Source organism: Streptomyces sp. NPDC006872, assembly GCF_040635845.1.
Lineage (GTDB): Bacteria > Actinomycetota > Actinomycetes > Streptomycetales > Streptomycetaceae > Streptomyces.
In genome coordinates this window covers 37131-64097 of sequence record NZ_JBEYIL010000034.1, presented here as the reverse complement: position 1 = coordinate 64097, position 26967 = coordinate 37131, and the positions used below count along the sequence as shown (strand labels likewise).

21 protein-coding genes and 1 pseudogene are annotated in these 26967 nt (G+C 71.8%); 8 read left to right on the top strand and 14 right to left on the bottom strand.

What is annotated here, in order from left to right; translation table 11 throughout:
- Positions 1-206 precede the first annotated feature (206 nt).
- Positions 207-1574 (top strand): L-serine ammonia-lyase, encoded by a 1368-nt coding sequence (locus ABZ725_RS50315; RefSeq protein ID WP_358809094.1) that lies wholly within the window; start codon positions 207-209, stop codon positions 1572-1574.
- Between the two features lie 51 nt (positions 1575-1625).
- On the opposite strand, the pseudogene ABZ725_RS50310 reads toward ABZ725_RS50315, so the two are convergent.
- A pseudogene (locus tag ABZ725_RS50310) lies at positions 1626-1784 on the bottom strand (IS630 family transposase); the annotation flags it as partial.
- 168 nt (positions 1785-1952) lie between these two features.
- On the opposite strand from ABZ725_RS50310, the gene ABZ725_RS50305 reads away from it, so the two are divergent.
- Both ABZ725_RS50305 and ABZ725_RS50300 read left to right on the top strand, forming a co-directional pair.
- On the top strand, positions 1953-4034 hold the full coding sequence (locus tag ABZ725_RS50305) for an FhaA domain-containing protein (protein WP_358809093.1): 2082 nt from the start codon (positions 1953-1955) through the stop codon (positions 4032-4034).
- A gap of 322 nt (positions 4035-4356) precedes the next feature.
- Positions 4357-4902: an MOSC domain-containing protein gene (locus ABZ725_RS50300; RefSeq protein WP_358809092.1), complete on the top strand. Its 546-nt coding sequence runs from the start codon at positions 4357-4359 to the stop codon at positions 4900-4902.
- A 59-nt stretch (positions 4903-4961) separates the two neighbouring features.
- On the opposite strand, the gene ABZ725_RS50295 is transcribed toward ABZ725_RS50300, so the two are convergent.
- From ABZ725_RS50295 to ABZ725_RS50255, 9 genes are all read right to left on the bottom strand, one after another.
- Positions 4962-5621, bottom strand: a complete 660-nt coding sequence (locus tag ABZ725_RS50295; protein WP_358809091.1) for an NAD(P)-binding domain-containing protein — start codon at positions 5619-5621, stop codon at positions 4962-4964.
- 234 nt (positions 5622-5855) lie between these two features.
- Positions 5856-6068, bottom strand: coding sequence for an EF-hand domain-containing protein (locus tag ABZ725_RS50290; protein WP_351916439.1), 213 nt, complete (start codon positions 6066-6068; stop codon positions 5856-5858).
- Between the two features lie 54 nt (positions 6069-6122).
- Positions 6123-7037: a MerR family transcriptional regulator gene (locus ABZ725_RS50285; RefSeq protein WP_358809090.1), complete on the bottom strand. Its 915-nt coding sequence runs from the start codon at positions 7035-7037 to the stop codon at positions 6123-6125.
- Positions 7038-7103: 66 nt separating this feature from the next.
- Positions 7104-8285, bottom strand: a complete 1182-nt coding sequence (locus tag ABZ725_RS50280; RefSeq protein WP_358809089.1) for a hypothetical protein — start codon at positions 8283-8285, stop codon at positions 7104-7106.
- Positions 8285-9070 (bottom strand): polysaccharide deacetylase family protein, encoded by a 786-nt coding sequence (locus tag ABZ725_RS50275; protein ID WP_358809088.1) that lies wholly within the window; start codon positions 9068-9070, stop codon positions 8285-8287. Before ABZ725_RS50275 ends, ABZ725_RS50280 begins: the two co-directional genes overlap by 1 nt.
- 172 nt (positions 9071-9242) lie before the next feature.
- On the bottom strand, positions 9243-9746 hold the full coding sequence (locus tag ABZ725_RS50270; RefSeq protein ID WP_351916431.1) for an ATP-binding protein: 504 nt from the start codon (positions 9744-9746) through the stop codon (positions 9243-9245).
- A gap of 299 nt (positions 9747-10045) precedes the next feature.
- The gene (locus ABZ725_RS50265) at positions 10046-10813 is read right to left on the bottom strand and encodes an enoyl-CoA hydratase-related protein (protein WP_358809087.1); all 768 of its coding nucleotides are present in this window, start codon (positions 10811-10813) and stop codon (positions 10046-10048) included.
- A 78-nt stretch (positions 10814-10891) separates the two neighbouring features.
- Positions 10892-12142 carry an Ig-like domain-containing protein gene (locus tag ABZ725_RS50260; protein ID WP_358809086.1) on the bottom strand — a complete coding sequence of 417 codons (1251 nt, stop codon included), beginning with the start codon at positions 12140-12142 and terminating at the stop codon, positions 10892-10894.
- A 167-nt stretch (positions 12143-12309) separates the two neighbouring features.
- The gene (locus ABZ725_RS50255) at positions 12310-13554 is read right to left on the bottom strand and encodes an Ig-like domain-containing protein (protein WP_358809085.1); all 1245 of its coding nucleotides are present in this window, start codon (positions 13552-13554) and stop codon (positions 12310-12312) included.
- A gap of 152 nt (positions 13555-13706) precedes the next feature.
- Here ABZ725_RS50255 and glgX point away from each other — a divergent pair, with 152 nt between their 5' ends.
- Positions 13707-15941 (top strand): glycogen debranching protein GlgX, encoded by a 2235-nt coding sequence (gene glgX, locus ABZ725_RS50250; protein WP_358809084.1) that lies wholly within the window; start codon positions 13707-13709, stop codon positions 15939-15941.
- A 25-nt stretch (positions 15942-15966) separates the two neighbouring features.
- Here glgX and ABZ725_RS50245 read toward each other — a convergent pair whose 3' ends face one another.
- From ABZ725_RS50245 to ABZ725_RS50230, 4 genes are read right to left on the bottom strand one after another with little or no spacing between them, the layout of a single operon-like run.
- The gene (locus ABZ725_RS50245) at positions 15967-16617 is read right to left on the bottom strand and encodes a response regulator transcription factor (protein ID WP_358809083.1); all 651 of its coding nucleotides are present in this window, start codon (positions 16615-16617) and stop codon (positions 15967-15969) included.
- On the bottom strand, positions 16607-17860 hold the full coding sequence (locus ABZ725_RS50240; protein ID WP_358809082.1) for a sensor histidine kinase: 1254 nt from the start codon (positions 17858-17860) through the stop codon (positions 16607-16609). The genes ABZ725_RS50245 and ABZ725_RS50240 overlap by 11 nt, the downstream gene beginning before the upstream one ends.
- Positions 17861-17888: 28 nt before the next feature.
- Positions 17889-18623 (bottom strand): ABC transporter permease, encoded by a 735-nt coding sequence (locus ABZ725_RS50235; protein ID WP_358809081.1) that lies wholly within the window; start codon positions 18621-18623, stop codon positions 17889-17891.
- Complete coding sequence (locus ABZ725_RS50230) at positions 18620-19525, bottom strand: ABC transporter ATP-binding protein (RefSeq protein ID WP_358809080.1); 906 nt, start codon at positions 19523-19525, stop codon at positions 18620-18622. The genes ABZ725_RS50235 and ABZ725_RS50230 overlap by 4 nt, the downstream gene beginning before the upstream one ends.
- 207 nt (positions 19526-19732) lie before the next feature.
- On the opposite strand from ABZ725_RS50230, the gene ABZ725_RS50225 reads away from it, so the two are divergent.
- The 4 genes from ABZ725_RS50225 to ABZ725_RS50210 are packed head-to-tail and all read left to right on the top strand — an operon-like array spanning position 19733 to position 26965.
- Positions 19733-21580, top strand: coding sequence for an ABC transporter ATP-binding protein (locus tag ABZ725_RS50225; RefSeq protein ID WP_358809079.1), 1848 nt, complete (start codon positions 19733-19735; stop codon positions 21578-21580).
- Entirely contained in the window at positions 21577-23457 is a 1881-nt protein-coding gene (locus ABZ725_RS50220; RefSeq protein WP_358809078.1) for an ABC transporter ATP-binding protein, read from the top strand. The genes ABZ725_RS50225 and ABZ725_RS50220 overlap by 4 nt, the downstream gene beginning before the upstream one ends.
- The gene (locus ABZ725_RS50215; RefSeq protein ID WP_358809077.1) at positions 23454-25205 is read left to right on the top strand and encodes an ABC transporter ATP-binding protein; all 1752 of its coding nucleotides are present in this window, start codon (positions 23454-23456) and stop codon (positions 25203-25205) included. Before ABZ725_RS50220 ends, ABZ725_RS50215 begins: the two co-directional genes overlap by 4 nt.
- Positions 25202-26965, top strand: a complete 1764-nt coding sequence (locus ABZ725_RS50210) for an ABC transporter ATP-binding protein (RefSeq protein WP_358809076.1) — start codon at positions 25202-25204, stop codon at positions 26963-26965. The genes ABZ725_RS50215 and ABZ725_RS50210 overlap by 4 nt, the downstream gene beginning before the upstream one ends.
- Positions 26966-26967: the final 2 nt, after the last annotated feature.

Here is a 26967-nt window from a genome sequence, read left to right as displayed (position 1 = left end):
GTCATCGCCCAGACGCTGAAGGCGCCGTCCCCGTTCGCGGAGGCCGACGCGGCGGCGCTCAAGGCCCGGGTCACCGCCCTCGCCGACAAGCACCCGCTCTACCCCGGTCTGAACAAGTAGTTCCCTTTCCGGGGTCGCCGCGCACACTGTGAGGGGTGCGCGGGGGCCCCGGAATCCCGCACCACCCCTGTCATTGAGGAGTCCCCGTGGCCATCTCGGTCTTCGACCTGTTCTCGATCGGCATCGGCCCGTCCAGTTCCCACACGGTCGGCCCGATGCGCGCGGCCGCCATGTTCGCGCGGCGGCTGGGCAAGGACGGTCTGCTGGACTCCACGGCGTCGGTCCGGTGCGAGCTGTACGGCTCGCTCGGCGCGACCGGCCACGGCCACGGGACGCCGAAGGCGGTCCTGCTCGGCCTGGAGGGCTCCTCGCCCCGCACGGTGGACGTGGAGGGGGCCGACGACAGGGTGGAGCAGATCAAGGAGACCGGCCGGCTGCGGCTGCTGGACTCGCACGAGATCCCGTTCTCCTTCGACGACGACCTGGTCCTGCACCGCCGCAAGGCCCTCCCGTACCACGCCAACGGCATGACCATCCGGGCGCACGACGCCTCGGGCACGGAACTGCTGTCGAAGACGTACTACTCGGTCGGCGGCGGGTTCGTCGTGGACGAGGAAGCGGTCGGCGCGGACCGGATAAAACTCGACGACACGGTCCTGAAGTACCCGTTCCGCACGGGCGACGAGCTGCTGCGCCTGGCGAAGGAGACCGGCCTGTCGATCTCCTCGCTGATGCTGGAGAACGAGCACTCCTGGCGCACGGAGGACGAGATCCGGGCGGGCCTGCTGGAGATCTGGCAGGTGATGCAGCGGTGTGTGTCCCGGGGCATGTCCCGCGAGGGCATCCTGCCGGGCGGCCTTCGAGTCCGCCGCCGCGCCGCCATGACGGCTCGTCAACTCCGGGCGGAGGGCGATCCGTTGGCCCACTCGATGGAGTGGATCACGCTGTACGCGATGGCGGTGAACGAGGAGAACGCGGCCGGCGGCAGGGTCGTGACGGCTCCCACCAACGGCGCGGCCGGCATCATCCCGGCGGTCCTGCACTACTACATGAACTTCGTGCCCGGCGCCGACGAGGACGGAGTCGTCCGCTTCCTGCTCGCCGCCGGCGCCATCGGCATGCTCTTCAAGGAGAACGCCTCCATCTCCGGCGCCGAGGTCGGCTGCCAGGGCGAGGTCGGCTCCGCCTGCTCCATGGCCGCCGGCGCCCTCGCCGAAGTCCTCGGCGGCTCCCCCGAGCAGGTCGAGAACGCCGCCGAGATCGGCATGGAACACAACCTCGGCCTCACCTGCGACCCCGTCGGCGGCCTGGTCCAGATCCCCTGCATCGAACGCAACGGCATGGCCGCGGTGAAGGCGGTCACGGCGGCCCGCATGGCGATGCGCGGCGACGGTTCGCACAAGGTGTCCCTGGACAAGGTCATCAAGACGATGAAGGAAACGGGCGCCGACATGAGCGTCAAGTACAAGGAGACGGCCCGCGGCGGGCTGGCGGTCAACATCATCGAGTGCTAGGGAAATCAGGCCTTCCCTGATCACGAGGCGGAATATCCCCGGGACCATCTTGACTCCGGCGATCTTCGCCACCGGCTTGCCCTGCGCGGACAAGAGCAGCGTCCGGTCCCGCCGCCAGGTCACCACTCACCCGGCGCCTCTGCGGACGATCCCTGACAGGCGCTGTCTCTCGTCGTCATCGATCCCGCGGACGCGTACTCGTTCCGCCACCCCAGCCTGACGACACCACGCCGCCCGATGGGCGGGGCTTTACGACCGATCCGGTGAAATGCAGAGGCATGTCGCAAGATCAGTACTCTCCGTGTCTACATAAGTACTATCAGTAACATCATCGGCTGATCCGACTGCCATGCAGCGGATCGGCACCCGGAGGCTGAAGTGGGAACGCTGAACAAGCTGGAACAGCGCTTCGAGGCTCTAGTCAACGACACCTTCGCCAAGATCTTCAGATCCGCCGTGCAGCCCCTGGAGTTTGCCGGCGCGCTCCGGCGCGAGTGCGACGTCAACGCCAGGATCTGGATCCAGGGCTGCACCATCGCACCCAACGGTTTCGTCGTCGAACTCAGTCCGGGCGACCACGAGGCTTACGGCGCATGCCTGGTCATGCTCGGCGAACAGCTGGTCGAGAAGGTCCGCGCACATGCCGAGGAACAGCACTACTCGTTCGTAGGTCCGTTGAAGGTTCAGCTACAGCGGACGGAGAACTTGAAGGTCGGGCAGTATCGCGTGCGCAGCCGCCTCGAGGTGCCGCCCGAGGTCCAGCACGCCCAACCGCCGCCGCATGTCCTGCGGGGCTACAAGCGGGCACTGACCCCTGATCAGTTTATATCAATGGGGCTTTCATTCAGCGAAAACGGCAGCTTGATCCGCGCCACCCCGCCGAGCACTCTCGTCGCGCCACCGCGGCCGCTCCGCCCCATCGAGCCCGTGACGGACCGCCCGGGCGTCGTTGTCCTGTCTCGGTCCGGTCACGCGGTGCGTGCCCCCGCGTCCGGGCAGGGCGGGCGTCCGGCGCTCGAGCCCGCAGGCGTGGTACCGGGCGTAAAGCCTGCCCGCCGCCACGCCGTCGACTCCGTGCCCGAGGGGCCCACCATCTCGCCGAAAGGACAGAACATGACGAACGATCGCGACACGTACGCCGACGATCCTGCACCCGGCAGGGGCCGGGAGCTCTCCGACGGGCTCGTTCCCACGCCGCCGGACCCGCACCTCGCCGGCGGGCCCCAGGCCTCCGTGCCGACGGAGCCGTTGACCAGCCCGCGGGCGGCCTACGAGACCGTGACGCCGGGCGGGCCGGCGGAGAATCACTCCCCGGCGTCTGCGGGGAACCGCTTCGGCGCAGTACCCCTTGCGATTCCCTATGACAGGGGAGCGCCGGCGACCCGGGTCGCCGGCGGGACAGCGCCCTACGCTCGCCCGCCGGCGCACCACACTCCGGCCCCATGGCCGGAGCCGGACTGGAACGGCCGCGGGGTACTGGGGCACAGTGCGACTGTCGAGCTGTCCCCCGACCGACTGCTGCGCGGCCAGCCCAACGGCCGAAAGATCCTCAGCCGGTTGCGCATCGGCGGGAGGACCGCCGAACGAGAGCGCCAGCAGAAGTTGGCCATCCTCCGTACGCCGGTGATGCAGTGCCACAAGATCGCCGTCATCAGCCTCAAGGGCGGAGTCGGCAAGACGACCACCACGACCGCCCTGGGCGCGACTCTCGCCACCGAGCGGCAGGACCGGGTCGTCGCGATCGACGCCAATCCGGACGCAGGCACCCTCAGCCGCCGTGTCCGTCGCGAAACCGGCGCGACCATCCGCGACCTCGTAGCCGAAATCCCGAACCTCACCAACTACATGTCCGTACGGCGCTTCACCTCCCAGTCCACGAGCGGCCTCGAGGTCCTGGCCAATGAGGTGGACCCCGCTCTCTCGACGGCGTTCAACGACGAGGACTACCGACAGGTCGTCAACTGCCTGGGACAGCACTACCCGATCATCCTCACCGACTCCGGCACCGGCCTGCTGCACAGCGCGATGCGGGGCATCCTGGATTTCGCCGATCAGCTGATCGTGGTCGCCACGCCCAGCGTGGACGGCGCGACCAGCGCCAGTACCACCCTGGACTGGCTCATTGCGCACCAGTACGAGGACCTCGTCAGCCGGAGTATCACCGTGGTGTCCGAGGCGCGCCGGAAGAGCAAGGTGGTGAAGGTGAACGAGGTCGTGGACCATTTCCGTGCCCGTTGCCGGGGTGTGGTGATGATCCCGTTCGACGAGCACCTCGCGACGGGCTCGGAGGTCGATCTGGAGCAGATGAAGGCACGGACCCGCGAGGCCTACTTCGACCTGGCGACGCTGGTGGCCGCGGACTTCCCTCGTACCCAGCCCGAGGCCGTGAGCTGGGCGGCCTCCTACCCTCACTCGGGATACAACGCGCCCAGCTATTTCGCCGCTCCTGCACGGGCGTGATCTGTCACCGGAGTCGATCTGCCGGCTGATTTCGAGGCGCCGGCCCTGGAGGACCCGGCGGTGGGAGGAGACGCCGACGCGGTTGCGGAACTGCCCTGCCGTACGAGCCCGACACGAGAGGCCCCCGGATCCGTCCGGGGGCCTCTCACCAGGTAGCACCCTGCATTTGGGACGTACGGCGCCGGTTCGTCAGAATGCAGCCATGCGCGCAGGCAGCGCCCGGCCCTCGACGGTCGGTACAGTCCCCGAGGTGACTCGAGGCGAGCCCGCTCGTACCGAATCCACAGGTCGAACATCGAGTGCCGAGGGAGCTTCCCCCGATATGAGCAGGTCCGTCGTCAGCGCTGTCAGCAGCAGCGGCACGTACTCCTTCACCAAGCCGAACCGGGAGAGCGTCACGCTGGTCGCCGGGATCGGGGTGGAGGGGGACGTGCATGCCGGGGCCACGGTGAAGCACCGGTTCCGGATGGAGAAGGATCCCTCGCAGCCGAATCTGCGGCAGGTGCACCTCATACACGAGGAGCTGTTCGAGGAGGTGCGTACGGCCGGGTTCGAGGTGGCCGCCGGACAGCTCGGGGAGAACGTGACCACGCGCGGGATCGACCTGCTCGGGCTGCCCGTCGGGGCTCGCCTGCGGCTCGGGGCCGAGGCCGTGGTCGAGGTGACCGGGCTGCGCAACCCCTGCGCCCAGATCGACGGCTTCCGGAAGGGGCTCATGAAGCAGGTCGTCGGGCGCGGGCCGGACGGCCGTCCGGCGTTCAAGTCCGGGATCATGAGCGTCGTGCTCAGCGGGGGCGTGGTGCGGCCCGGGGACTCGATCACCGTCGAGCTGCCGGACGGACCGCACCTGCCCCTCGCGATCGTCTGACCGGAACAGAACCCGGAACAGAACCCGGAAGGGGACCCTGACCCGGACCAGGAGCCGGTCTAGCCGCGGAACGCCGCGGGGCGTTCCGGGCTCGCCTCGGTCAGCGCCTTGGCGACCGCCTCCGCGCCGGCCTGCAGGCCGTAGACGGGGGTGTCGGGCTGCTGGCGCCAGGAGTCGGCGACGCCGCCCGTGTCGACGGTGTCGAAGCCGAGCTCGTCGATCAGGGCGCGGACCTTCGCTTTCGCCGGCTCGTCGCCGGCGACCGGGAGCGCCATGCGGTCGGGGTCGCCGGCCGGGAGCGCGCGGTCCAGGATGTCCTGGGCGTAGGTGCCGTTGAACGCCTTGACGACGGGGTGGCCGATCTGACGTTCCGTCCAGCCGCTCTCGGTGAGGCCCTCGTCCTCGATCGCCGCGATCCGGCCGTCGCGCTGCTGCGGGTAGTAGTTGTTGGTGTCGATGACGGCCACGTCGGCGGCCGCGCCGTCCAGGATGCCGGACGGCAGGTTCGGGACCGCCTTCACCGGGATCGTGATCACCACGACCTCCGCGCCCTTCGCCGCCTCCTCGACGGTGACGGGGGTCGCTCCCGTCTCCTCGGCGAGTTCCGTGAGCGTCTGCGGGCCGCGGGAGTTCGCGACGGAGACGTCATGGCCGAGGGCGGTGAGTCGCCGGGTGAGGTTGCCGCCGATGTTGCCCGCGCCGATGATGCCGATCTTCATGACTGGCCCTGCCTTCCGGAGTGGCACGTCGGATCCAGATAAGAATCAATGCGTGTGCATGCTTCTGAGCGGCGTCAACCGGAGTGGTTCGCCGGTTATTCCGGTGCGGCGAACGGATCCTCGAGTTCCGCCGTGAGCACGGGGGCCGCTGGAGCGAGCGCAGCGGGGCCTGAGGGCGGCCGGGTATGCGGAAGGGGCGCCCCGCGGCTGCGGGGCGCCCCTTTTCCGCGCGCGTCACTTGCTCAGGTAGGCCCAGAACTCGTCGAACGAGAGAACCTTGTCCCCGTTGAGGTCACGGCTCTTGATGAGGACCTCGGCGACCGCCTCGGTGACGTTCCAGTCACCCTCCTGAGCGAGGGCGGTCTTGAACTCGGCCGCGGTGATGAAGCCGTCACCGTCCGTGTCGATCCGCTGGAACTGCTTGCGCGCCTCTTCGATGTCGGCCACCGATCCGCCCCTTTTTCTTTTTCTTGTCCTGCTGTCGTACTGACGCAGGTCAGATTAACCGGCCGCGCGAGCGGCGAGTGCGGCGACCGCCCACGCGAACTCCTCCTGGTAGGCCGGCTGCGGGCCGAGCCCCTGCACGACGGCCGACAACTCCCGGTAACGCGCCACCTGTACGTTCGTCGCGGCGGTCAGCTTCTCCAGTACGGCGGCGGGGTCGGCGTCGCCGATCAGGCCCCGCACGATCTCCGCGGCCTCCGGGGCGTCGGGGGCGAGCCCCCTGCGCAGGGCGTCGCCGGCGAGCCGTACCAGCCGGCTGATGAACCACAGGGACGTGCCGGCCGGCGCCTCCGGCCCCCGGTCCGCCGCGTTGAACTCCACCGTCTGCCGCATCTGCGTCCGGAACGCCGGGTCCTGGATCAGCTCGGCCAGCTCCACCCAGGCGTCCACCTGCTCGGGGGTGGGGTCGTCCGGCAGGTCCGCCGCCGCGAACCGCAGCCGGGTGCGGATGTCGGGGTCGGCGGTGTCGAGGCCGTCGAAGATCTCCGCCATGAAGTCGTCGACGATCCGCGACCGCTCGGCCGCCGACAGTCGGGCCAGTCTGTTCATCAAGGTCGTCTCCTGTGCGTTCGCACCGCGTCGGGCCACCGACGACAGCACCGCACGGGTCACCTTCAGCGCTCTGATCTGCGCGTCCAGCGCGGTCACATGGGCCGCCGCGACCTCCGCGACCGTCCGTTCCCCGGCCAGCACCCGGCGCACGTCGGCCAGGCCGAGGCCCAGCTCGCGCAGGGTGCGGATCAGCTCCAGCCGGGCGGCGGACTCGGCGCCGTAGAGGCGGTAGCCGCCGGCCGACCGGGCCACGGGGGCCAGGACGCCCTCGTCGGACCAGTAGCGGATGGTGCGCACGGACAGTCCGGTGGCGCGGGCCAGTTCGCCGATGGTGAGGAGTCCGGTGCCGTCGTCGATCATGCCTGGGAGTCTGGACCTTCCAGCGGGTGGAGACTCAAGGAGCGCGGAGCCGCTCTTCATCGTCTCCTACCGGAAGATGCCCGTGTGGCCGAGGGAGTAGCGGCCGGGCTGGGGGTAGACGGCGAGGCCGTGCGGGCCGCTGCCGACCTTGATGCGGGCGAGCTGGCGGCCGGTGGCGGTGTCGATGGCGTACACCTCGGAGTTGTACCGCCCGGACAGCCACAGGACCTTGCCGTCCGCGGAGACGCCGCCCATGTCCGGGCTGCCGCCCTGCGGGAGTCGCCACTTCTTCGTGAGCCGGTTCTCCTGGAAGTCGAAGACGGAGACGCTGCCCTCGCCTCGGTTGGAGATGTACATCTCGCGGGAGTCGCGGCCGATGTACAGCCCGTGGCAGCCCTTGCCGGTGTGCAGGAACTCCGGCTCGCCGAACGTGTCGCCGTCGACGATCCACATCCCGTGGGCCATCATGTCCGCGACGTAGAACCGCTTCCCGTCGGGCGAGACCTTCACGTCCTGCGGCATGGCGCCCTTGAACGGCAGTCGCTGCTGTCCGACGACCTTCATCTGCTCGGTGTCGACCTTCAGCAGTTCGCCGCTGAACTCGCAGGACACGATGAAGTACCTCCCGTCGAGCGAGAAGTCGGCGTGGTTGACGCCGTAGCAGGTGACCGGTTCGGTCTTGATCCGCTTCATGGTGTGCGGGTCGCGGAAGACGAGCTCGCGGTCGAGGGAGGCCATGACGATCGCGTACTTGCCGTTGGGCGTGAAGTAGAGGTTGTACGGGTCGTGCACCTCGACCGATCTGCCCGCCTTGCCGGTCTTCGGGTCGATGGGGGTGAGGGTGTGCCCGCGGTTGTTGTTGACCCACAGGGTCTTCAGGTCCCAGGAGGGGACGACATGTTGGGGCTGGCGGCCGACGTGGACGGTCTCGATCACCGTGTACGTCTTCGGGTCGATGACGGAGACGGTGTCGGACTCGGTGTTGGGGACGTACACCCGGGACGGGAAGTCCTTGACGACCGGGGAGAGCCTGTTCGGGCGGTCGGCGGCGTAGACGTCCTTCGGGTCCAGCACGGGCGGCATGCCGGGCAGTCCGTCGACGAGCGGTTTCACCGGCTTCTTCACGGGCGCCGGCGCTGCCGCCCGGGTGGCCTTGGCCGCGCCGTCCTCGCCCTCGGCGCCGCAGGCGGCGAGGAGGGCGAGGGCGAGGACGGCCGGCAGGGCGCATTTCGCGAGGTTTCGGTGCATCAGCCGATCAGCTCCGTGGTGGTGACCGCGTGCAGTCCGCGGCGGGCGAGTTCGTCCAGGACGGCCGGAAGCGCGGCGACCGTGTCCGCGTACCCGAAGTGCAGGCTCACGACGGACCCGCCCCGGACCTGGCCGAGGACGTTGCGGGCGACGGCGGGAGCGCCGGGCGAGGTGAAGTCGAGGGAGTCGACGTCGTAGGAGAGGACGTGCGGGTAGCCGGCGCGGCGGGCCAGCGTCTCGACGAGCGGCGAGGCGCGGACGGCCCGGGAGGGGCGGAACCAGGTGCCGATGGACCCGGTGAGCCTGCGCAGCCGCTCGGCGCACCCGGCGATCTCGGCCGCCGCGTCCGTCTCCGACATGGCGTTGACGTCCAGGTGCCGCTGGGTGTGGTTGCCGAGGTCGTGACCGCCGTCCAGGATCCGGCGGGCCAGGTCGGGGTACTCGTCGAGCCAACTCCCGACCGCCAGGACGGTGACCCGGGCCCCGTGCCGCTCGGCTTCGCCGAGCAGGGCCCGGGCGACGGCGGGTTCCCCCTGCCCGTGGAAGGTGAGCGCGACCCGGGGACGGCCCCGGGGGCCATGGGCGATCTGGGCGGGCTGCCGGGGGAAGGCCCGGGGGCCGGGGGCCGCGCCGGCGGAGGGGGCTGTGCTCGCGGGCGCGCGGGGGGCGACGGCACCCGAGGGACTCCCGGAGGGCGAGCACGCGGCTGCACACGCACCCCCGGCGACGAGCCCGGCGCCCGCCCGCAGCAGATAACGACGGTCGGATGTGGTCACCCGCACCATTTAAGGGGCGAGATGTCGCAATCCCGACGATTGACCCACCCTTTCAGCCCGTCCGGCGTTCGAGGACGAGGCCGTCAGGCCGAAGCGGGGGCCTGGGGGCGGCAGCCCCCAGGGACGGCGACACCGGCACCGGGCGCCCGAGAAGGGACCCGGACCGACCTCGCGGCAGCGCCTAGCGGTCGGCGACCCTCATCTCGAACCAGGTCGTCTTGCCCCGGGGCAGCAGGTCCACGCCCCAGCGGTCGGACAGTTTGTCGACCAGGAACAGGCCGCGGCCGCTGACGTCCAGCTCCTGGACCGGCATCAGACAGGGGAGGCCGCGGGAGGGGTCGCGGACCTCGACGCGGATCCAGCCGCGGCGGCGGCGCATCCGGAGACCGAAGACGCGGGCGCCGGTGTGCCGTACGGCGTTGCCGACGAGTTCGGAGACGAGAAGGACCGCGTCCTCCGTCATCTTGGGGGTCAGTCCCCACTGCCTCAGGACGACGACCTGGGCCAGTCGGCGGGCCGTCGCGGCGGACTCGGGGCGGGACGGCAGCGGAACCTCGCCCTCCGTCGGGTTGCCGAACAACTCCAGCGCCTTGAGCGCCCGTTCGTCCTCGACCGCAGGCGACCAGCGCGCCGCGGTCGCACGGCCCGGTCCCCGCGGCTGTTCGATGCCCTCCAGCCCCGCCATGCCCCCATCATGGCCGCCCAGCACGCCCTCCGGGGCCGTTCCGACGGAATACGCCCCCCGGAATCCACCGTTCCGGATGATGCGTTCGGCATATGCCAGTGGCAGCGCAAAGCCTGACAAACCCGCGTCGACCTGCAGCAACGGCTCACTCACCGGCAATCCACAGGCTCCCTCGACAAGGCAGGCTTAAGGTCGCCTTAAGGTTTCGATAAACCGCCCCATCGAGGGACCAGGGTGGGACCCGGGTGAGACATCCCGTCAATTGCAAGTGATTCCGGGCAGTTTGAAGGAGACGTCACTCACAGGAACTTGGCCTTGCCCGGCCCTTCCTCCACGAAGCTGCGCATGCCGATCTCGCGGTCGGCGGTCGCGAACAGGCCCGCGAACCAGCTGCGTTCGACCGCCAGGCCGGTGTCGAGATCCGTCTCCAGGCCGGTGTCGATCGACTCCTTCGCGGCGCGCAGCGCGATCGCCGGGCCCTGCGCCAGCCTCGCCGCCCAGGCATGCGCCTCGGTGTACACGTCGGCGGCCGGGACGACCCGGTCCACCAGACCCAGACTCAGCGCCTCGTCGGCCTTCACCATCCGGCCCGTGAAGATGAGGTCCTTGGCCTTGGAGGGGCCGATCAGCCGGGCCAGCCGCTGGGTGCCGCCGGCGCCGGGGATCAGCCCGAGCAGGATCTCCGGCTGGCCCAGCTTGGCGTTGTCCCCGGCGACGCGGAAGTCCGCGCACAGCGCGAGCTCGCAGCCGCCGCCCAGCGCGTACCCGGTGACGGCCGCGACGACCGGCTTGGGGATCCGGGCCACGGCCGTGAAGGAGTCCTGCAGGGCGCGGGCGCGCAGGACCATCGCGGTGTGGTCCATCTCCTGCATCTCCTTGATGTCCGCGCCCGCCGCGAACGCCTTCTCGCCGCCGTACACGACGACCGCGCGGACGTCGTCCCGCCGGGTCGCCTCCTCGGCGAGCTCCTTGAGACGGTCCTGCGTGGCGATGTCCAGCGCGTTCATGGGCGGGCGGTCGAGGCGGAGCGTGCCGACGCCTTCGGCGACTTCGAGATTCACGGTCATGCCAGCAGGTTAACGGGGGCTAACGACGGTGGGCCCGGTGCTGTGTGTCACAGCGCCGGGCCCGTCGTCAGGGGACTGCTACTTCTTCCACTCCGCCCAGGGGATGTTCCAGCCGTTGAGGCCGTTGGCCGGGTCGACCGTCGGGTCGGTGGAGTTCTTCACGGTCACGACGTCGCCGACCATCGAGTGGTTGAAGAACCACGCGGCGGCGATGGAGCTGTCGTAGCCGCCGCGCACGTCCCGCAGGCCGATGCAGCCGTGGCTGGCGTTGTAGTTGCCGAAGGCGTCGCCGCCCCAGTAGTTGCCGTGCACGAAGGTGCCGGAGTTGGTCAGCCGCATGGCGTGCGGGACGTCCTTGATGTCGTACTCGCCGTCGTAGCCGACCGTGTCGCCGTTCATCCGGGTCACGGTGAACTTCTCGCTGATGACCATCTGGCCGTTCCAGGTCGCGTAGCCGGGCTTGCCGGTGGTGACCGGGATGGTCTTGACGACCTTGCCCTCCTGCATGACCTTCATCGTGTGCTTCTTGGCGTCCACCACGGACACCTGGTCGCGGCCGATGGTGAAGGACACGGTCTTGGACTGCTCGCCGTAGACGCCCTTGCGGCCCTCGACGCCGTCGAGGTTGAGCGAGACCGTCACCTTGGTGCCGGCCTTCCAGTACTTCTCGGGACGGAAGTCCAGGCGGTCGTTGCCGAACCAGTGGCCCTCGACCTCGACGGCCGGCACGGTCTTGATCGTGATGGCCTTCTCGACGTCGGCCGGCTTGGTGATGCCACGCGTGAAGTTCACCGAGAACGGCATGCCGACGCCGACGGTGGAGCCGTCCTCGGGCGTGAAGTTGCCGATGAAGGTGTTCTTCGGGCTCAGCGTGGTGAAGGAGGAGTCCTCGGCGGCCGTCCGGCCCGCGGAGTCCTTGGCGACCGCGTGCACCTGGTACGCGGTGGACGCGGCCAGATGCGTGGCGGGCGTCCAGCCGGCGCCGTCGGCCGAGATCGCGCCGTCGATCTTCTTGCCCTTGGCGTCCTTGACGGTGACCTCGGTCAGCTTGCCCTTGGCCGCGCTGACCTTCAGGGCGCCGCTGGTGTCCACGTCCTTCGCGCCGGTCTTCGGGGCGATGGTGACGACCGCCTCCGACTGCTTGCTCTCGGCGGCGGCGGAAGCGCCCTTGTCGCCGTCGTCCTTGGCGGTGGACCCGGAGTCCGAGTCCCCGCCTCCGCCGCACGCCGTGACGGCCAGCAGCAGCCCTCCGACGATCAGCGCCAACCGCTTGTCACGGCCGCGCGAGCGCCCCCCAACCGACGCCCCCGATATCGGTCGCACGTTCAAAGTCGTTCTCCCCACTCCCCCGGGCCCTCCCCGGGCCCGCAGCGACGCGTCACCCGCGTTCGCCGCATATTAACCACATGGTCAGCGGCCCCGGCGGGCCAAGATTGTCACCGTTCGGTCCCAAGTAGGACCGGGAATGCGGGGGGAAGGTTGCATGCGGGGCGGGGTCAGTTCACGGCGCCTCCGGCGAGCCACTCCTGCCAGCTCATGTTCCAGCCGCCGAGCCCGTTGTCGGGGGCGACCACCTTGTCCTTGCTGTGGACGACCTCGACGACGTCCCCGACGAGACTGCGGTCGAAGAACCAGCCCGCGGGCGTGTCCGCCCCGCCCCCCTTGACGTCCCGCAGACCGACGCAGCCGTGGCTGACGTTGGCGTTGCCGAAGACGTCCTCCGCCCAGTAGTTGCCGTGCAGGAAAGTGCCGGAGCTGGTCAGGCGCATGGCGTGCGGAACGTCCGGGATGTCGTACTCGCCCTTGCCGTCGGCCTTCTTGAAGCCGACCGTGGCGCCGTTCATCCGGGTCAGCTCCAGCATCTCGGTCACCACCATCTTGCCGTTGTACGTGGTGTTCTTCGGCGCCCCGGCCGTGATCGGCACGGTGGCCAGCAGTTCGCCGTCGCGGCGCACCTGCATGGTGTGCTTCGCCGCGTCCACCAGGGACGTCTGGCTGCGGCCGACGGTGAACGAGAACGACTTCTGCTGCAGCCCGTAGACGCCGGGCGCCCCTTCGACGTCCCGCAGCCCGAGCGCGACCGTGACCCGGGTGCCGGGCTTCCAGTACTCCTCGGGGCGGAAGTCGAGCCGGGTGTTCCCGAACCAGTGGGGCCGGATGTCCGCCGCCGGTTCGGCCGTCACCCTGACGGCCCGTTCGACGGCCGCGCGGTCGTCGATCTCCCGGTTGAACTCCAGCGAGACGATCATCCCGGTGCCGACGGTGGAACGGTTCTCGGGGGTGACGTAGCCGATGAAGCGCTCCTTGGGGACGTAGGTGGTGAACGTGGTGTGGCGGGCCGAGCGGTTGCCCTTGCCGTCCAGCGCCACGACGTCCACGGTGTAGCGGGCGGCGAGCCCGAGCCGGTCGTCGTCCGGCTGCCAGCTCAGACCGTCCGCGGCGATCCGGCCCGGGACGACGGCCTCCCGGGCGTCCTGCGACCGGACGACCTTCACCGACTCCAGCCGTCCGTCGGGCACCCGCACCCGCAACTCCTCTCCGGGCTGCACGCCCTTGGCGCCGTCCGCCGGGGCGACCCGGATGACGTCCTCGGGGGCCGGGGGTTTGCCGACCATCCGGTCGAGCCCGCTCCGGCTGTCGCCGCCGGTGCAGCCCGCGGCCCCAGCCAGTAGTCCTGCCCATGTCATTACGGCGGCCAGTGCGACCCCCGCGCGCCGTGCGCGCCCTTGTACGTGCCTCACGGCGTACCCAACGATCGGGCACGCTCCGGGGAAACGTGAGTGCGACGGCCGCTCTGGGCAGAAAAGGGGGGAGGACGACGCGACGAGGGGCCGCGGCGGGACACCGCGCGCTCTTTCCCCACGTCGTTCCATGAGCCGCGGGAGGCAAGCCGGTGTCCAGCGCAGCCGAGCAGGAGGCGGTGGCGGCAGAACGCGCCACGCCGGACATCGTCGTGAACGGTGCGCCGCGCAAGGTGCCGGGACCGCCCGTGCGGCCGGGTGCGTCCACGCCGTTGGGCGCCCGGTTCCGGGTCGGCCCGGACGGGGTCGCGGGCACCAACTTCGCGCTGTGGGCGGGCGGGGCGGAGTCCGTCGAGCTCTGTCTGTTCGACGAGGCGGGGCGGGAGACACGGGCCCGGCTGACCGAGCTCACGCACGAGATCTGGCACGGCTTCGTGCCCGGGGTCATGCCGGGCCAGCGCTACGGCTACCGCGTGCACGGCCGCTGGGACCCGTGGACCGGGGGCCGCTGGAACCCGGCGAAGCTGCTCCTGGACCCCTACGCCCGCGCGGTGGACGGCGAGTTCGGCCTGCCCCCGGAGGTGTACGGGCATGTCCGCGACTGGCCCCAGCAGCAGGTCGCCGACACCGTCCGCGACGAACGCGACTCGGCGCCGTTCGTCCCCAAGGGCATCGTCGTGCACGATGACGACGACTGGGCCGACGACCACCGGCCGAAGACCCCGTGGGCGGACTCGGTGATCTACGAGCTGCACGTCCGCGGCTTCACCCGGCTGCACCCGGGCATCCCGGAGGAGCTGAGGGGAACGTACGCCGGTCTGGCGCACCCGGCCGCGGTGGACCATCTGGTGAAGCTGGGCGTGACGGCGGTGGAGCTGCTGCCCGTCCACCAGTTCGCGCACGAGGACCATCTGCTGCGCCGCGGTCTGAAGAACTACTGGGGCTACAACTCGATCGGCTACTTCGCCCCGCACGCCGCGTACGCCGCCACCGGGACGACGGGCCGGCAGGTCGGCGAGTTCAAGCGGATGGTGCGCGCCCTGCACGCGGCCGGCATCGAGGTCATCCTGGACGTCGTCTACAACCACACGGCGGAGGCGGGCGAGCTCGGCCCGACCCTCTCCCTGAAGGGCATCGACAACCGCGGCTACTACCGCCTCCAGTCCGACGCCCGCCGGTACGCGGACTACACGGGCTGCGGGAACACCCTGCACGTGGTCCAGCCGCATGTGCTGCGTCTGATCACCGACTCGCTGCGCTACTGGGTGACGGAGATGGGCGTCGACGGCTTCCGCTTCGACCTGGCGGCGGCCCTGGCCCGCTCCATGCACGACGTCGACATGCTCTCCCCGTTCCTGGCGGTGATCGCGCAGGACCCGGTGCTGCGCCGGGTCAAGCTGATCGCGGAGCCGTGGGACGTGGGCTCGGGCGGCTACCAGGTGGGCGCCTTCCCACCCCTGTGGACGGAGTGGAACGACCGCTACCGCGACACGGTCCGCGACTTCTGGCGGCACGCGCTGCCGGACGTCCGGGAGATGGGCTACCGCCTGTCGGGCTCCAGCGACCTGTACGCGTGGGGCGGACGGCGACCGTACGCGTCCGTCAACTTCGTCACCGCGCACGACGGTTTCACCCTGCGCGACCTGGTGTCCTACGAGCGCAAGCACAACGAGGCCAACGGCGAGGGAAACCGGGACGGCACGAACGACAACCGTTCCTGGAACGGCGGGGTCGAGGGCCGGACCTCCGACGAACGCGTACTGGCGCTACGGCGCCGCCAGCTGAGGAACCTGCTGACGACCCTGCTGCTGTCGACGGGCGTGCCGATGCTGGTCGCGGGCGACGAACTCGGGCGCACGCAGGGCGGCAACAACAACGCCTACTGCCAGGACAACGAGATCAGCTGGGTGGACTGGGGGCTGCTGGAGGACCCGGGCTGGCGGGCCCTGTACGACCTCACCGCCCGGCTCATCGCGCTGCGCCATCGTCACCCGGTGCTGCGGCGCCGGGCGTTCTTCTCCGGGCGGGCCCACTCGGTGGACGGGCTGCGGGACCTGGCCTGGTTCACGCCGCGGGGCGCGGAGATGACGGAGGGCGACTGGTACGCGCCCGCCGCGACGCTGGGGATGTACCTGTCCGGGCGGGACATTCCCGGCCGGGACGAGCAGGGCGCGCCGATCACCGACGACAGCTTCCTCGCGGTGCTGCACGCGGGGGACGGACCGGTCGACTTCGTCCTGCCGGGGCCGCCGTGGGCGGAGCGGTACGAGGTGGTCGTGGACACGTCGAGGGAGGAGCAGGGGGAGGCGCCGGGGGTGACGCACCCCGCGGGGGCGGCGGTGCGGGTGCCGGGGCGGACGGTGCTGCTGCTGCGCGTGGTGGGGTGACGGGTCCCGCGGGCGGGACGGGTGCTCACGGCCGGTCCCGGCCCAGAATCCCCCGTTCGTACGCCCTCGCCACCGCCGCCGCACGGTCGTTGACGGACAGCTTGGCGTAGAGGTGGGTGAGGTGGGTCTTCACCGTCGCCTCGCTGATGAAGAGCTCGCGGGCGATCTCGCGGTTGGACGTGCCCTCGGCGACCAGCGCCAGCACCTCCCGCTCGCGGGCGGACAGGGGCTCGTTGCCGCCGGGGGCGCGGACCGCGGAGACCAGCCGGGAGGCGACCGCCGGGGAGAGGACCGTACGGCCTTCCGCGGCGGCCCGCACCGCCGCGAAGAGCTCCTCGCGCGGCGCGTCCTTGAGGAGGTAGCCGGTCGCGCCCGCCTCGATCGCCGGGATGGTGTCGGAGTCGGTGTCGTACGTGGTCAGGACGAGGACCTTGGCGCGCGAGCGGCGGCGGGTGAGTTCGGCGATGGCGGCCACTCCGCCGCCGCCCGGCATGCGCAGGTCCATGAGGACCACGTCGGGGTCGAGTTCGGCGGCCCGGGTCAGCGCCTCCTCGCCGCTCGCGGCCTCGCCGAGGACGGTGAAGCCGGGTGCGGAGTCGAACATGCCGTGCAGACCGTCCCGTACGACGGGATGGTCGTCGACGATCAGGAGGCTGATCACCAGGTCATCGCTCATCGCGGACCAACGGTACGCGAGCCGACAGCGCCGTGCCGTGGCCCGGCTCGGACTCGACGGTGAGCGAGCCGACGATGCGTTCGGCGCGGGCGCGCATGCCGTCGAGGCCGAACCCGCCGACGGGGGTGCGGGCGGGGAGAGCGAGGGGGTCGAAGCCGCGGCCGTCGTCGCGGATGTCGAGGATCACCTCGTCGCCCAGGAAGGAGAGCGTGACGCCGACGCGGGTCGCGTGGGCGTGCCGGGACGCGTTGGACAGGGCCTCCTGGACGATCCTCAGGAGGGTCGCCGCGACCTCCTCGTGGAGTTGTTCCGCGGTGCCGGTGACGGTGAACCCGGCGCGGACGCCGGTCCGTTCGCCCCATTCGGCGACCGTCTTCTGCAGGGCTTCGGGCAGTCCGTCGCTCTCCAGCGCCACCGGGGCCAGGTTGTGCACCGAGCGGCGGGCCTCGCCGAGGCTGTGCCGGGCCAGGTCCATGGCGCGGCCCACGTGCTCGCGCGCACCGGCGGGGTCGGGGGTGTTCGCGACGACCTGCAGCTGGGCGATGATGCCGGTCAGGCCCTGGGCGAGGGTGTCGTGGATCTCGGCGGCGAGGCGTCGGCGTTCGTCGGCGACGCCCGCTTCCCGCGCCTGGACGAGGAGTTGGGCGTGCAGGGCGGCGTTCTCCGCCAGCGCCTGCTGCAACGCCGCGTTGGTGCGTTCGAGTTCGGCGATGGTCCCGGCGCGGGCGCGGGAGCGTTCCTCCTCCTGGTGGGTGAGGTTCCCCACGACGATCCACAGCACGTTGTTGACGACGAGGAGCCCGGCGAAGACCGCCCACTGGGTGCCGCCGTGGATCGGCAGCCCGCCGGACTGCGCGCCCGCCACGGGGATCGACGTGGCGACCAGCGCGAGCCGCTGCCGGAGCCGGCCGGGGATCACCTCGTCGGCGTCGAAGTAGCCGGTGGCCGCGAAGAACGCGAAGAACGGGTTCAGCCAGGTGAGCGCGAAGGCGAGCGCCCACCGGACGACGTAGTACGTGACGCCGACGGCGGACGGCTCCCGCCGCCGCCCGTAGCGGCCCCAGAGCAGCTGGAGCGCGATCGCCACGAGGACCAGCCCGCCGACCGCCCACCGTTCGGCCGGGCCGGGCGTCAGAGCGGCGGTGACGCACGCGAACAGGACCGCGAAGCCGAGCATCACGTACGGCCCCCAGCGGTTGGCCTGCGCCCACCGCTGTTCGAGCTGGACGTCCGCCTCCGTCACTCCTCCAGTCTGCACCGTGCGGATCCCCCTACTCCCAGCGGAACCAGCGGGCCGCCGCGCCGGTCAGCAGCAGGATCCAGATCGCCAGTACGCCGAGGTGGCTCCAACCCGGCCAGTGACCCGCCGCCGCCTGGTCCAGGGCCTGCGCGGCCGCCCCGAAGGGGGTGCAGCCGACGATCCGGGCGAGGACGTCCGGCATGGCCTGCACCGGCAGCCACAGGCCCGCGCAGAACATCGACGGAAAGAACACGGCGGACCCGATCGCGCCGGCGATCTTCGTCGTGCGGGACAGGGCCGACACCACCGATCCGAGTGCGAGCGCGACCGCGGCGGCGAGCAGCAGGGCGAGGGCGTAGCCGACGGGCTGCTTCGGCAGGCGTACGTCGAAGCCGAGCCGCCCGACGGCGAGGACGAGCAGCGCGGACGCCAGCGAGGCCGCGCCGTGGACCAGCATCTGGGCGCGGAGCAGGGTGGACGGCCGGACCGGCGTGGCGGCCATACGGCGCAGGATGCCGCGCTCCCGGTAGCCGGTGAGGGTCTGCGGCATCGACTGCAGGCCGCCGACGATCAGACCGAGCAGGACGGCGACCGGGACGTACGCGTCGATGGTGCGCAGGCCGCCGAGATCGGCGCTGTGCTGCCGGAAGGACGGGACGGAGCCGAGGATCACCAGCAGCAGGGTGGGGAACGCGGTGATCCAGAAGAGGCTGCCGGGTTCGCGGCGGAACAGGCGGACCTCGGTGCGCAGTACGGCGGTGCTCATGCCGCTGCCTCCTTCGTCAGGTCGAGGAACGCGTCGTCGAGCGTGGCGTCCAGGACGCGGAGCTGGTGGGCGGTGATGCGGTGGCGGGCGAGGAGGGTGAGGACGGCGTCGACCGTCTCGTCGGTGCCGGACAGCGAGACCCGGCCGTCCTTGCAGTCCAGGGACGCGAGCCCGGGGAGCGCGTTGAGGTCGTGGTCGTCCAACCGGGCGGACGGGGTGAAGCTGATGACCGTCGCCCCCGCCGAGCGGCGGACGATGCCGCCCGGGGTGTCCAGGGCGATCACCCGGCCCTTGTCGATCACCGCGATCCGGTCGCACAGCCGCTGGGCCTCCTCCATGAAGTGGGTGACCAGGAGGACGGTCACGCCGTTCGCGCGGATGTCCTCGATGAGCTCCCAGGTGTCCCGGCGGGCCCTGGGGTCCAGACCGGTCGTCAGCTCGTCCAGGACGACGATGCGCGGGTCCCCGATCAGGGCGAGCGCGATGAACAGGCGCTGCCGCCGGCCGCCGGAGAGCTTCCCGAACCGGGTGGAGAGCGTGGGGGTCAGACCGAGGCGCTCGGCGAGGGGCGCCCAGTCGAGCGGCCTCGGGTGGAAGGAGGCGTACAGCTCGAGCGCCTCGCGGACGGTGAGCTTCGGCTGCAGCTCGCTCTGCTGGAGCTGCGCGCCGAGGACGCGGGCCACGCGCGCGTGGTCGGCGACGGGGTCGAGACCGGCGACCCGGACCCGGCCCGCGTCGGGCGCCCGCAGGCCCTCGACGCACTCGACGGTGGTCGTCTTGCCGGCGCCGTTCGGGCCGAGGATCCCGAAGATCTCGCCCTCCTCGACGGTGAAGGAGACGCCGTCGACGACCGCACGGCCGTCGTAGGACTTGCGCAGATCGCTGACTTCGATGACGGGCATGGCCCCAGCGTTCCGTCCGGCGCCGGGCCCGCACATCGGCCGGCTCGCTCGAACGGGCATCCGCCGATCGGTTGACACGGCGCTACGACCGGTCGTGGCCGGCCCCTGAACCACCGCGAAAAACGCAGGTCGTAGGTCCGACGTCGAATGCCGATCGGGCCAAAACTCGGTGGGCGATGTCAGTGCCGATCCGTAGGCTCGCCCGTGATGCCGACGACACGTGAGAACACCGAGGACCGGTCCGCGGTGCGGACACTGCTGCGCCTGTGGCCGTACGTACGCCCCGCGCGGGCGCGGCTGTCCGCGGCCGCCTTCGTCGCGGTCCTCGCCTCCTGTACGGGTCTGGTGATCCCGCTCGTCCTGAAGTGGATGGTGGACGGGCCGGTCGCCGACCGGGACCGCGCCGGGGTGTGGCTGGGCGCCCTCTGTCTGCTGCTGCTCGGGTTCGCCGAGGCCCTGCTGTTCGGGGCGAGACGCTGGCTGGTGGCGCGCCCGCTGTCGCACGTCGAGGCGGAGATGCGGGCCGCTCTGTACCGGCGGCTGCAGCGGCTGCCGGTGGCGTTCCACGACCGCTGGCCGTCGGGTCAGCTGCTGTCCCGGGCGACCGCGGATCTGGGTCTGGTGCGTATGTTCCTCGCCTTCCCGCTGACGTTCCTGCTGGTCAACAGCGTGACCATCGTCATCGGTGTGATCATCATGCTGCTCCAGGACTGGACGCTCGGCCTGGTGATCCTGGGGCCCGCGATCCCGGTCATGGTGATGTGCGTGGTCTTCGAGCACCGGTACGCGGTCGTGGCGCGGCGCGCGCAGGACCAGGTCGGCGATCTGACGACGGTCGTCGAGGAGAGCGTCCTCGGGATCCGCATCATCAAGGGCTTCGGCCGGCACCGCAGCCAGGCGCAGGCCTTCCGGGAGATCTCGAAGTCCCTGCGCGGCACGGAGCTGGCCAAGGCGCGTCTCCTCGCCACGATCTGGGCCGTGATCGTGACGCTGCCGGAGCTCGCGATCGGGGCGGCGCTGGTGCTGGGCGCGGTGCAGGTCGCGGACGGGGAGCTGTCCGCGGGCACACTGGTCGCCTTCCTGTCGACGGCGCTCGCGCTGCGCTGGCCGGTGGACTCGATCGGCTTCCTGCTCGCGATGAGCCAGGAGGCGGCCACGGCGACCGAGCGCTACTTCGAGGTGATGGACGAAGAGCCCGAGAGCGAGAAGGCCGAGAGCGAGGAAGCCGAGAACCGGGAGGCCGAGAACGGGGAACGGGACAGGGACAGGGACAGCGTTGTCGGGGCGGACGCGACGGCCGGCGCCGGACTCCGGTTCGACGGCGTCGTCTTCCGCTACCCGGACGCCGATCCCACCTCCCCGCCCACCCTCGACCGCGTCGACCTGCACATCCGGCCGGGTGAGTCGATGGCCCTGGTCGGGGCCACCGGCAGCGGGAAGACGACGCTCACCGCGCTCGTCCCCCGGCTGCACGAGGCGACCTCGGGCCGGATCACCCTCGACGGCACGGACGTCACCGCGATGTCCCGCTCCGAGCTGCGCTCGAAGGTCGCCGTCGCCTTCGAGGAGCCCACCCTGTTCTCGGCGAGCGTCGGGGAGAACGTGCTGATGGGCACCGACGCGGAAGACGCCGGCCGCGACGAGCTGGAGCGGGCCCTCGCCGTCGCCCAGGCCGACTTCGTGCACGCCCTGCCGCAGGGCGCCGACACCCAGGTCGGCGAGCAGGGGCTCAGCCTCTCCGGCGGCCAGCGGCAGCGCCTCGCGCTGGCCAGAGCCGTGGTCGGGCGGCCCCGGTTCCTCGTCCTCGACGACCCGCTCTCCGCGCTGGACGTGCACACCGAGGCCGCCGTGGAGGCCGCGCTGCGCCAGGTCCTCGCCGACACGACCGCGCTGATCGTCGCCCACCGCCCCTCCACCGTGCTGCTCGCCGACCGGGTGGCTCTGCTGTCCGGCGGCCGGATCACCGCCGTGGGCACCCACCAGGAACTGCTGCGCGGCAACCCCGAGTACGCCCACCTCATGTCCGGAACCGGCCGCCAGGAGGACGACCGATGACCACCACCCCCACGACCTCCTCCCCCTCCACCGACCCCGCCTCGGCCTCGGAAGACCGACCGGAGGAGCTGCGTCCGTCGGCCGTCGAGGACCCCTTCGACAAGGACGTCCTGCCCACGCCGCCCGGTGCCACGAGCACGCTGCTGCGCTCCCTGCTCGCCCCCATGAAGGCCCGGGTCGCGCTCACCACCGTCCTGCTGCTGCTCCAGCAGGCGGCGGTGCAGGCCGGCCCGCTGCTGGTGGCGTACACCATCGACCGCGCCGTACCGGCCTTCCGGGCCGACGACCACGGGCCGCTGATCGCGGCCGGCGCCGGCTATCTGCTGTGCGCGCTGGTCTCCGGCACCCTGCAGTACGCGTTCCTGGTCGCCGCCGCCCGCGTCAACCAGGACGTGCTGCTCGATCTGCGCGGCCGGATCTTCCGCCATGCGCAGGCGCTCAGCATCGACTTCCACGAGCGCTACACCTCGGGCCGGCTCATCTCCCGCTCCACCAACGACGTGGAGGCCCTGCGCGAGCTCCTCAACGAGGGTCTGCAGGAGCTCGTGACGGTCGTGCTGTCCTTCGCGTTCATCTCCGCGATGCTGCTCTGGCTGGACCTGGGCCTGGGCGCCGTCGCCGTGGTCTCCTTCGTGCCGCTGTACCTCCTCGTCCGGGTCTACCGGCGGCGCGCCGGGCGGGTGTTCACCGCGCGGTCGACCGCGATCGCGGCCGTGATCGTGAAGTTCGTGGAGACGATGAACGGCATCCGCCCGGTGCGCGCGTTCCGCCGCGAGGCCGTCAACGACGCCGACTTCCGGGTCCTCAACCGGCGGCACGAACGCAGGAACGGCGACGCGCTGCTGGAGATGGCCCGGTATGTCGTCGGATCGCGGCTGGTCGCCAACACGGCGGTCGCGGGGATCGTGCTGTGGGGCGCCTCCCGGGTGGCGGACGGCACGCTGGAGCTGGGCGTGCTGGCGGCGGCGGTGCTGTATCTGCGGCGGCTGTACGACCCGATCGACCGGCTCGCCATGTTCCTCAACTCCTACCAGTCGGCGGCCGCCTCCCTGGAGAAGATCGCGGGGCTGCTGGCCCAGACGCCCACCGTTCCGGAGCCGGCCAAGCCGCGCGAACTCCCGCCGCTGGAGGGCGAGTCGCCCGGCCGCGAGGTCGTCTTCGACGGGGTCTCCTTCGGCTACCGCACGGGCGGCGAGGTCCTCCCCGGCTTCGATCTCACGCTGCCCGCCGGACAGACGGTCGCCGTCGTCGGCTCCACCGGCGCCGGCAAGTCCACACTGGCCAAGCTGCTCGCCCGCTTCTACGACCCCTCCGCGGGCCGGGTGCTGCTGGCCGGCGTCGATCTGCGCGAGCTGCCGGTGCCCGAGCTGCGGCGCGGGGTGGTCATGGTGACGCAGGAGGCGTTCCTGTTCTCCGGCACGGTCGCCGAGAACATCGCCATCGGCCGGCCGGACGCGAGCCGGGAGGAGATCGAGCGCGCGGCGAAGGCCATCGGCGCGCACGAGTTCATCAGCGCCCTGCCCGACGGCTACGACACCGACGTGCGCAAGCGCGGCGGCCGTATCTCCGCGGGCCAGCGGCAACTGGTCGCGTTCGCCCGGGCGTTGCTCGCCGACCCGGCGGTGCTGATCCTCGACGAGGCGACCAGCTCGCTGGACGTCCCCGGCGAGCGGGCCGTGCAGGCGGCGATGACGACGGTGCTGAAGGGCCGTACGGCGGTGGTGATCGCGCACCGGCTGTCGACCGTGGAGATCGCGGACCGGGTGCTCGTGATGGAGCACGGCCGGATCGTCGAGGACGGCAGTCCGGCCGAGCTGATCGCGGGCACCGGCCGGTTCGCGGATCTGCACCGGGCGTGGCGGGACAGTCTCGCGTGAGGCGGGGGGACGCCGCGGTCGACGTGCAGGGGGATCCCGGCGTCCCGGACTGCCGCAACGGCTGGGCCTATCTGGCCTGGCTGGTGCGCTGCCAGCCGTGGCGGGGAGTGGCCGGGGCGGTGCTGGCCAGCCTCTGGATGGTGCTGATGGCGATGGCGCCGTATCTGCTGTCGAAGGCGGTGGACGAGGGGCTGGAGCCCGGTGACACGGCCGCGCTGGTCGGCTGGACGGCCGCGCTGACGGTCGTCGGGGCGGCCAACTCCTGGGTGAGCATCATGCGGCACCGCACGATGACACGGCTGCGGATGGACGCGTACTTCCGCACGATCAAGGTGACCGTAGGGCAGGCGGTGCGGCTGGGGGACGCGCTGCCGCGCCGGACGGGCGCCGGGGAGGTCGTCACCATCGGCGTGGGCGACGTGCACACCATCGCGCAGGCGCTGACGGTGATCGGGCCCGGCGTGGGCTCGGTCGTCGTGTACGTGTTCGTCGCCGGGCTGCTGCTGGCCGTCTCGCCGCTGCTGGCGGCCGTCGTCCTGCTCGGGATGCCGCTCGTCGCCGTGCTCGTCGGGCCGCTGATGGCGCGGCTGCGCGGGGCGGAGAGCGAGTACCGGGACCGGCAGGGGATGCTCACGGCGCGGATCGGGGATCTCGCGGGCGGGCTGCGGGTGCTCAACGGGCTGGGCGGGAAGAGCCTGTTCGCGGACGGGTTCCGGCGGGACTCGGGGCGGCTGCGGGAGCAGGGCTACCGGGTGGGCTCGTCGGCCAGCTGGCTCCAGTCGCTGGGGGTGGGGCTGCCGAGGCTGTTCCTCGCGGCGGTGACCTGGCTCGCGGTCCGGGAGGCCGTCCAGGGGAAGCTGACGGTCGGCGAGTTGGTGTCGGTGTACGGCTATGTGGCCGTGCTGGTGGGCCCGGTGGCGTTCCTCGTCGACATGGGCTACGAGCTCAGCCGGGGCGTCGTCGCCGCCGACCGGGTCGTACGGCTGCTGCGGCTCGAACCCGATCCGGACACCGGGACGGCCGAGGCACCGGCCGAGGCCGCGGTGCTGCACGACCCGGGCTCGGGTGTGCGGGTACGGCCGGGCCGGCTGACCGCGCTGGTCGGGGCGCGCGCCCCCGAGCTGACGGCCCTGGTGGACCGGCTCGGACGGCTGGGCCCGACGGACGTCTCCTGGGGCGGGGTCCGGCTCGACGCGATCCCGCTCGCCCAGGTGCGGGCCAGGATCCTGGTCGCGGACAACGAGGCCGACCTGTTCGCCGGGCCGCTGCGCGAGGTGGTGGGCGGACGCGGCGACCCCGGCCCGGAGCGACTGCGGGCGGCGGTGCGGGCGGCGGCCGCCGACGACATCGTGCAGGGGCTCGCGGACGGGCTCGAGGCGCCGGTGACCGCGCAGGGCCGCAGTCTGTCCGGCGGCCAGCGGCAGCGGGTCCGGCTGGTGCGGGCGCTGCTCGCCGACCCGGAGGTGCTGCTGGCCGTGGAGCCGACGTCGGCGCTGGACGCGCACACGGAGGCGGCGGTGGCCGAGCGGCTGCGGGCGGCCCGCTCGGGCCGGACCACGGTCGTCACGACGACGTCCCCGCTCGTCCTCGACCAGGCGGACACGGTGCTCTACCTGGTCGACGGGAAGCTCGCGGCCACCGGACGCCATCGCGAGCTGCTGGAACGGGAGCCGGGCTACCGGGCATTGGTGGCACGGGACGCCGAGGACGCCGAGGACGCCGAGGACGCCGAGGAGGTCGTACGGTGACGGCCGACGGAAGGCGGCTGCCCGTCGCCGGGCCTGCCGAGGTGCGGCGGGCCGCGGGCAGACTGGTGCGGGCCGACGGACGAGCGGTGGTCGGGGTGCTGCTGCTCAACGTGCTGGCCGCCGCCTCGGGGCTGGCCGGGCCCTGGCTGCTGGGCCGGATCATCGACGAGGTGCGCGCCGGGCGCGGGATCGGGACGGTGGACCGGCTGGCCGCGGCGATCGCCCTGTGCGCGCTCGCCCAGCTGCTGCTGATCCGCTGGGCGCGCTACGCGGGGCACCGGTTCGGGGAGCGGACGCTGGCCCGGGTGCGGGAGGAGTACGTCGACCGGGCGCTGGCGCTGCCCGCGTCGGTCGTGGAGCGGGCCGGCACCGGCGATCTGACCACGCGTGGCACCGCGGATGTGGCGGCCGTCGGCACGACCCTGCGCGACGCCGGGCCGGAGCTGCTGGTCTGCAGCGTGCAGGCGCTGTTCACGCTCGCCGCGGTGTTCGTGGTCGACCCGCTGCTCGGCGCGGTCGGGGTGCTGGGGCTGACCCCGATCTGGTGCGCGCTGCGCTGGTATCTGCGCCGGGCCCGCTCGGCCTATCTCGACCAGAGCGCGGCGGACTCGGAGGTAGCCGAGTCGCTCGCCTCGACCGCCGCCGGGGCCCGGACCGTCGACGCGTTCCGGTTGGCGGAGCGACGGACGACGGCGAGCCGGGACGCGCTGGCGACGGCCCGCCGCACCCGCTTCCACACGCTCTATCTGCGGACGGTGTTCTTCCCGGTCGTCGAGGTGTCGTACTCGTTGCCGGTGGCGGGCGTGCTGCTGCTCGGCGGTGTGTTGCACGGGCGGGGCATGGTGAGCCTCGGGGCGGTGGTGGCGTCGGCGCTGTATCTGCGGCAGCTCACCGAGCCGCTCGACGAGATCCTGATCCGCGTCGAGCAACTCCAGTCCAGCAGTGCCTCGTTCGCCCGGGTCGAGGGGCTGGCGCAGGCGCCGCGGGCGGTGTCCGAGGCGTCTCCCGTCCCGGCGGACGACCGGATCGACGTGACCGGCGTGCGGTACGCCTACGAGCGGGGCGGCGAGGTGCTGCGCGGGGTCGATCTGACGGTGCGGCCCGGGGAGCGGCTCGCGGTCGTCGGCCCGTCCGGCGCGGGCAAGACCACGCTGAGCAGGCTGCTGGCGGGGGTGGACGCGCCGAGCGCGGGCACGGTGACGGTGGGCGGGGTGCCGGTCGCGGACCTCGCGCCCGAGACGCTGCGCCGGCAGGTCGTGCTGGTCACCCAGGAGCATCATGTCTTCCTCGGCACGGTCCGCGACAACCTGCTGATCGCCGAACCGGCCGCGGACGACGAGGCGTTGTGGGCGGCGCTGGCCGCGGTGGGCGCCGCGGACTGGGTGCGGGAGCTGCCCGGCGGCCTCGACGCCGTGCTGGGCGGGGACGGTTGCCGCACGGACGGCTCGCAGGCCCAGCAACTCGCCCTGGCCCGGGTGGTGCTGGCGGACCCGCACACGCTGATCCTGGACGAGGCGACGGCCCTGCTGGACCCGACGACCGCCCGGCACACCGAACGCGCCCTGGCGGCCGTGCTGCGGGGCCGTACGGTCATCGCGATCGCCCACCGGCTGCACACCGCCCACGACGCGGACCGGGTCGCGGTGATGGAGGACGGCCTGCTCACCGAACTCGGCACGCACGAGGCGCTGGTGACGGGGGACGGCGCGTACGCGGCGCTGTGGCGGACCTGGCACGGAACGCCCGCCGACGACCGCTGACC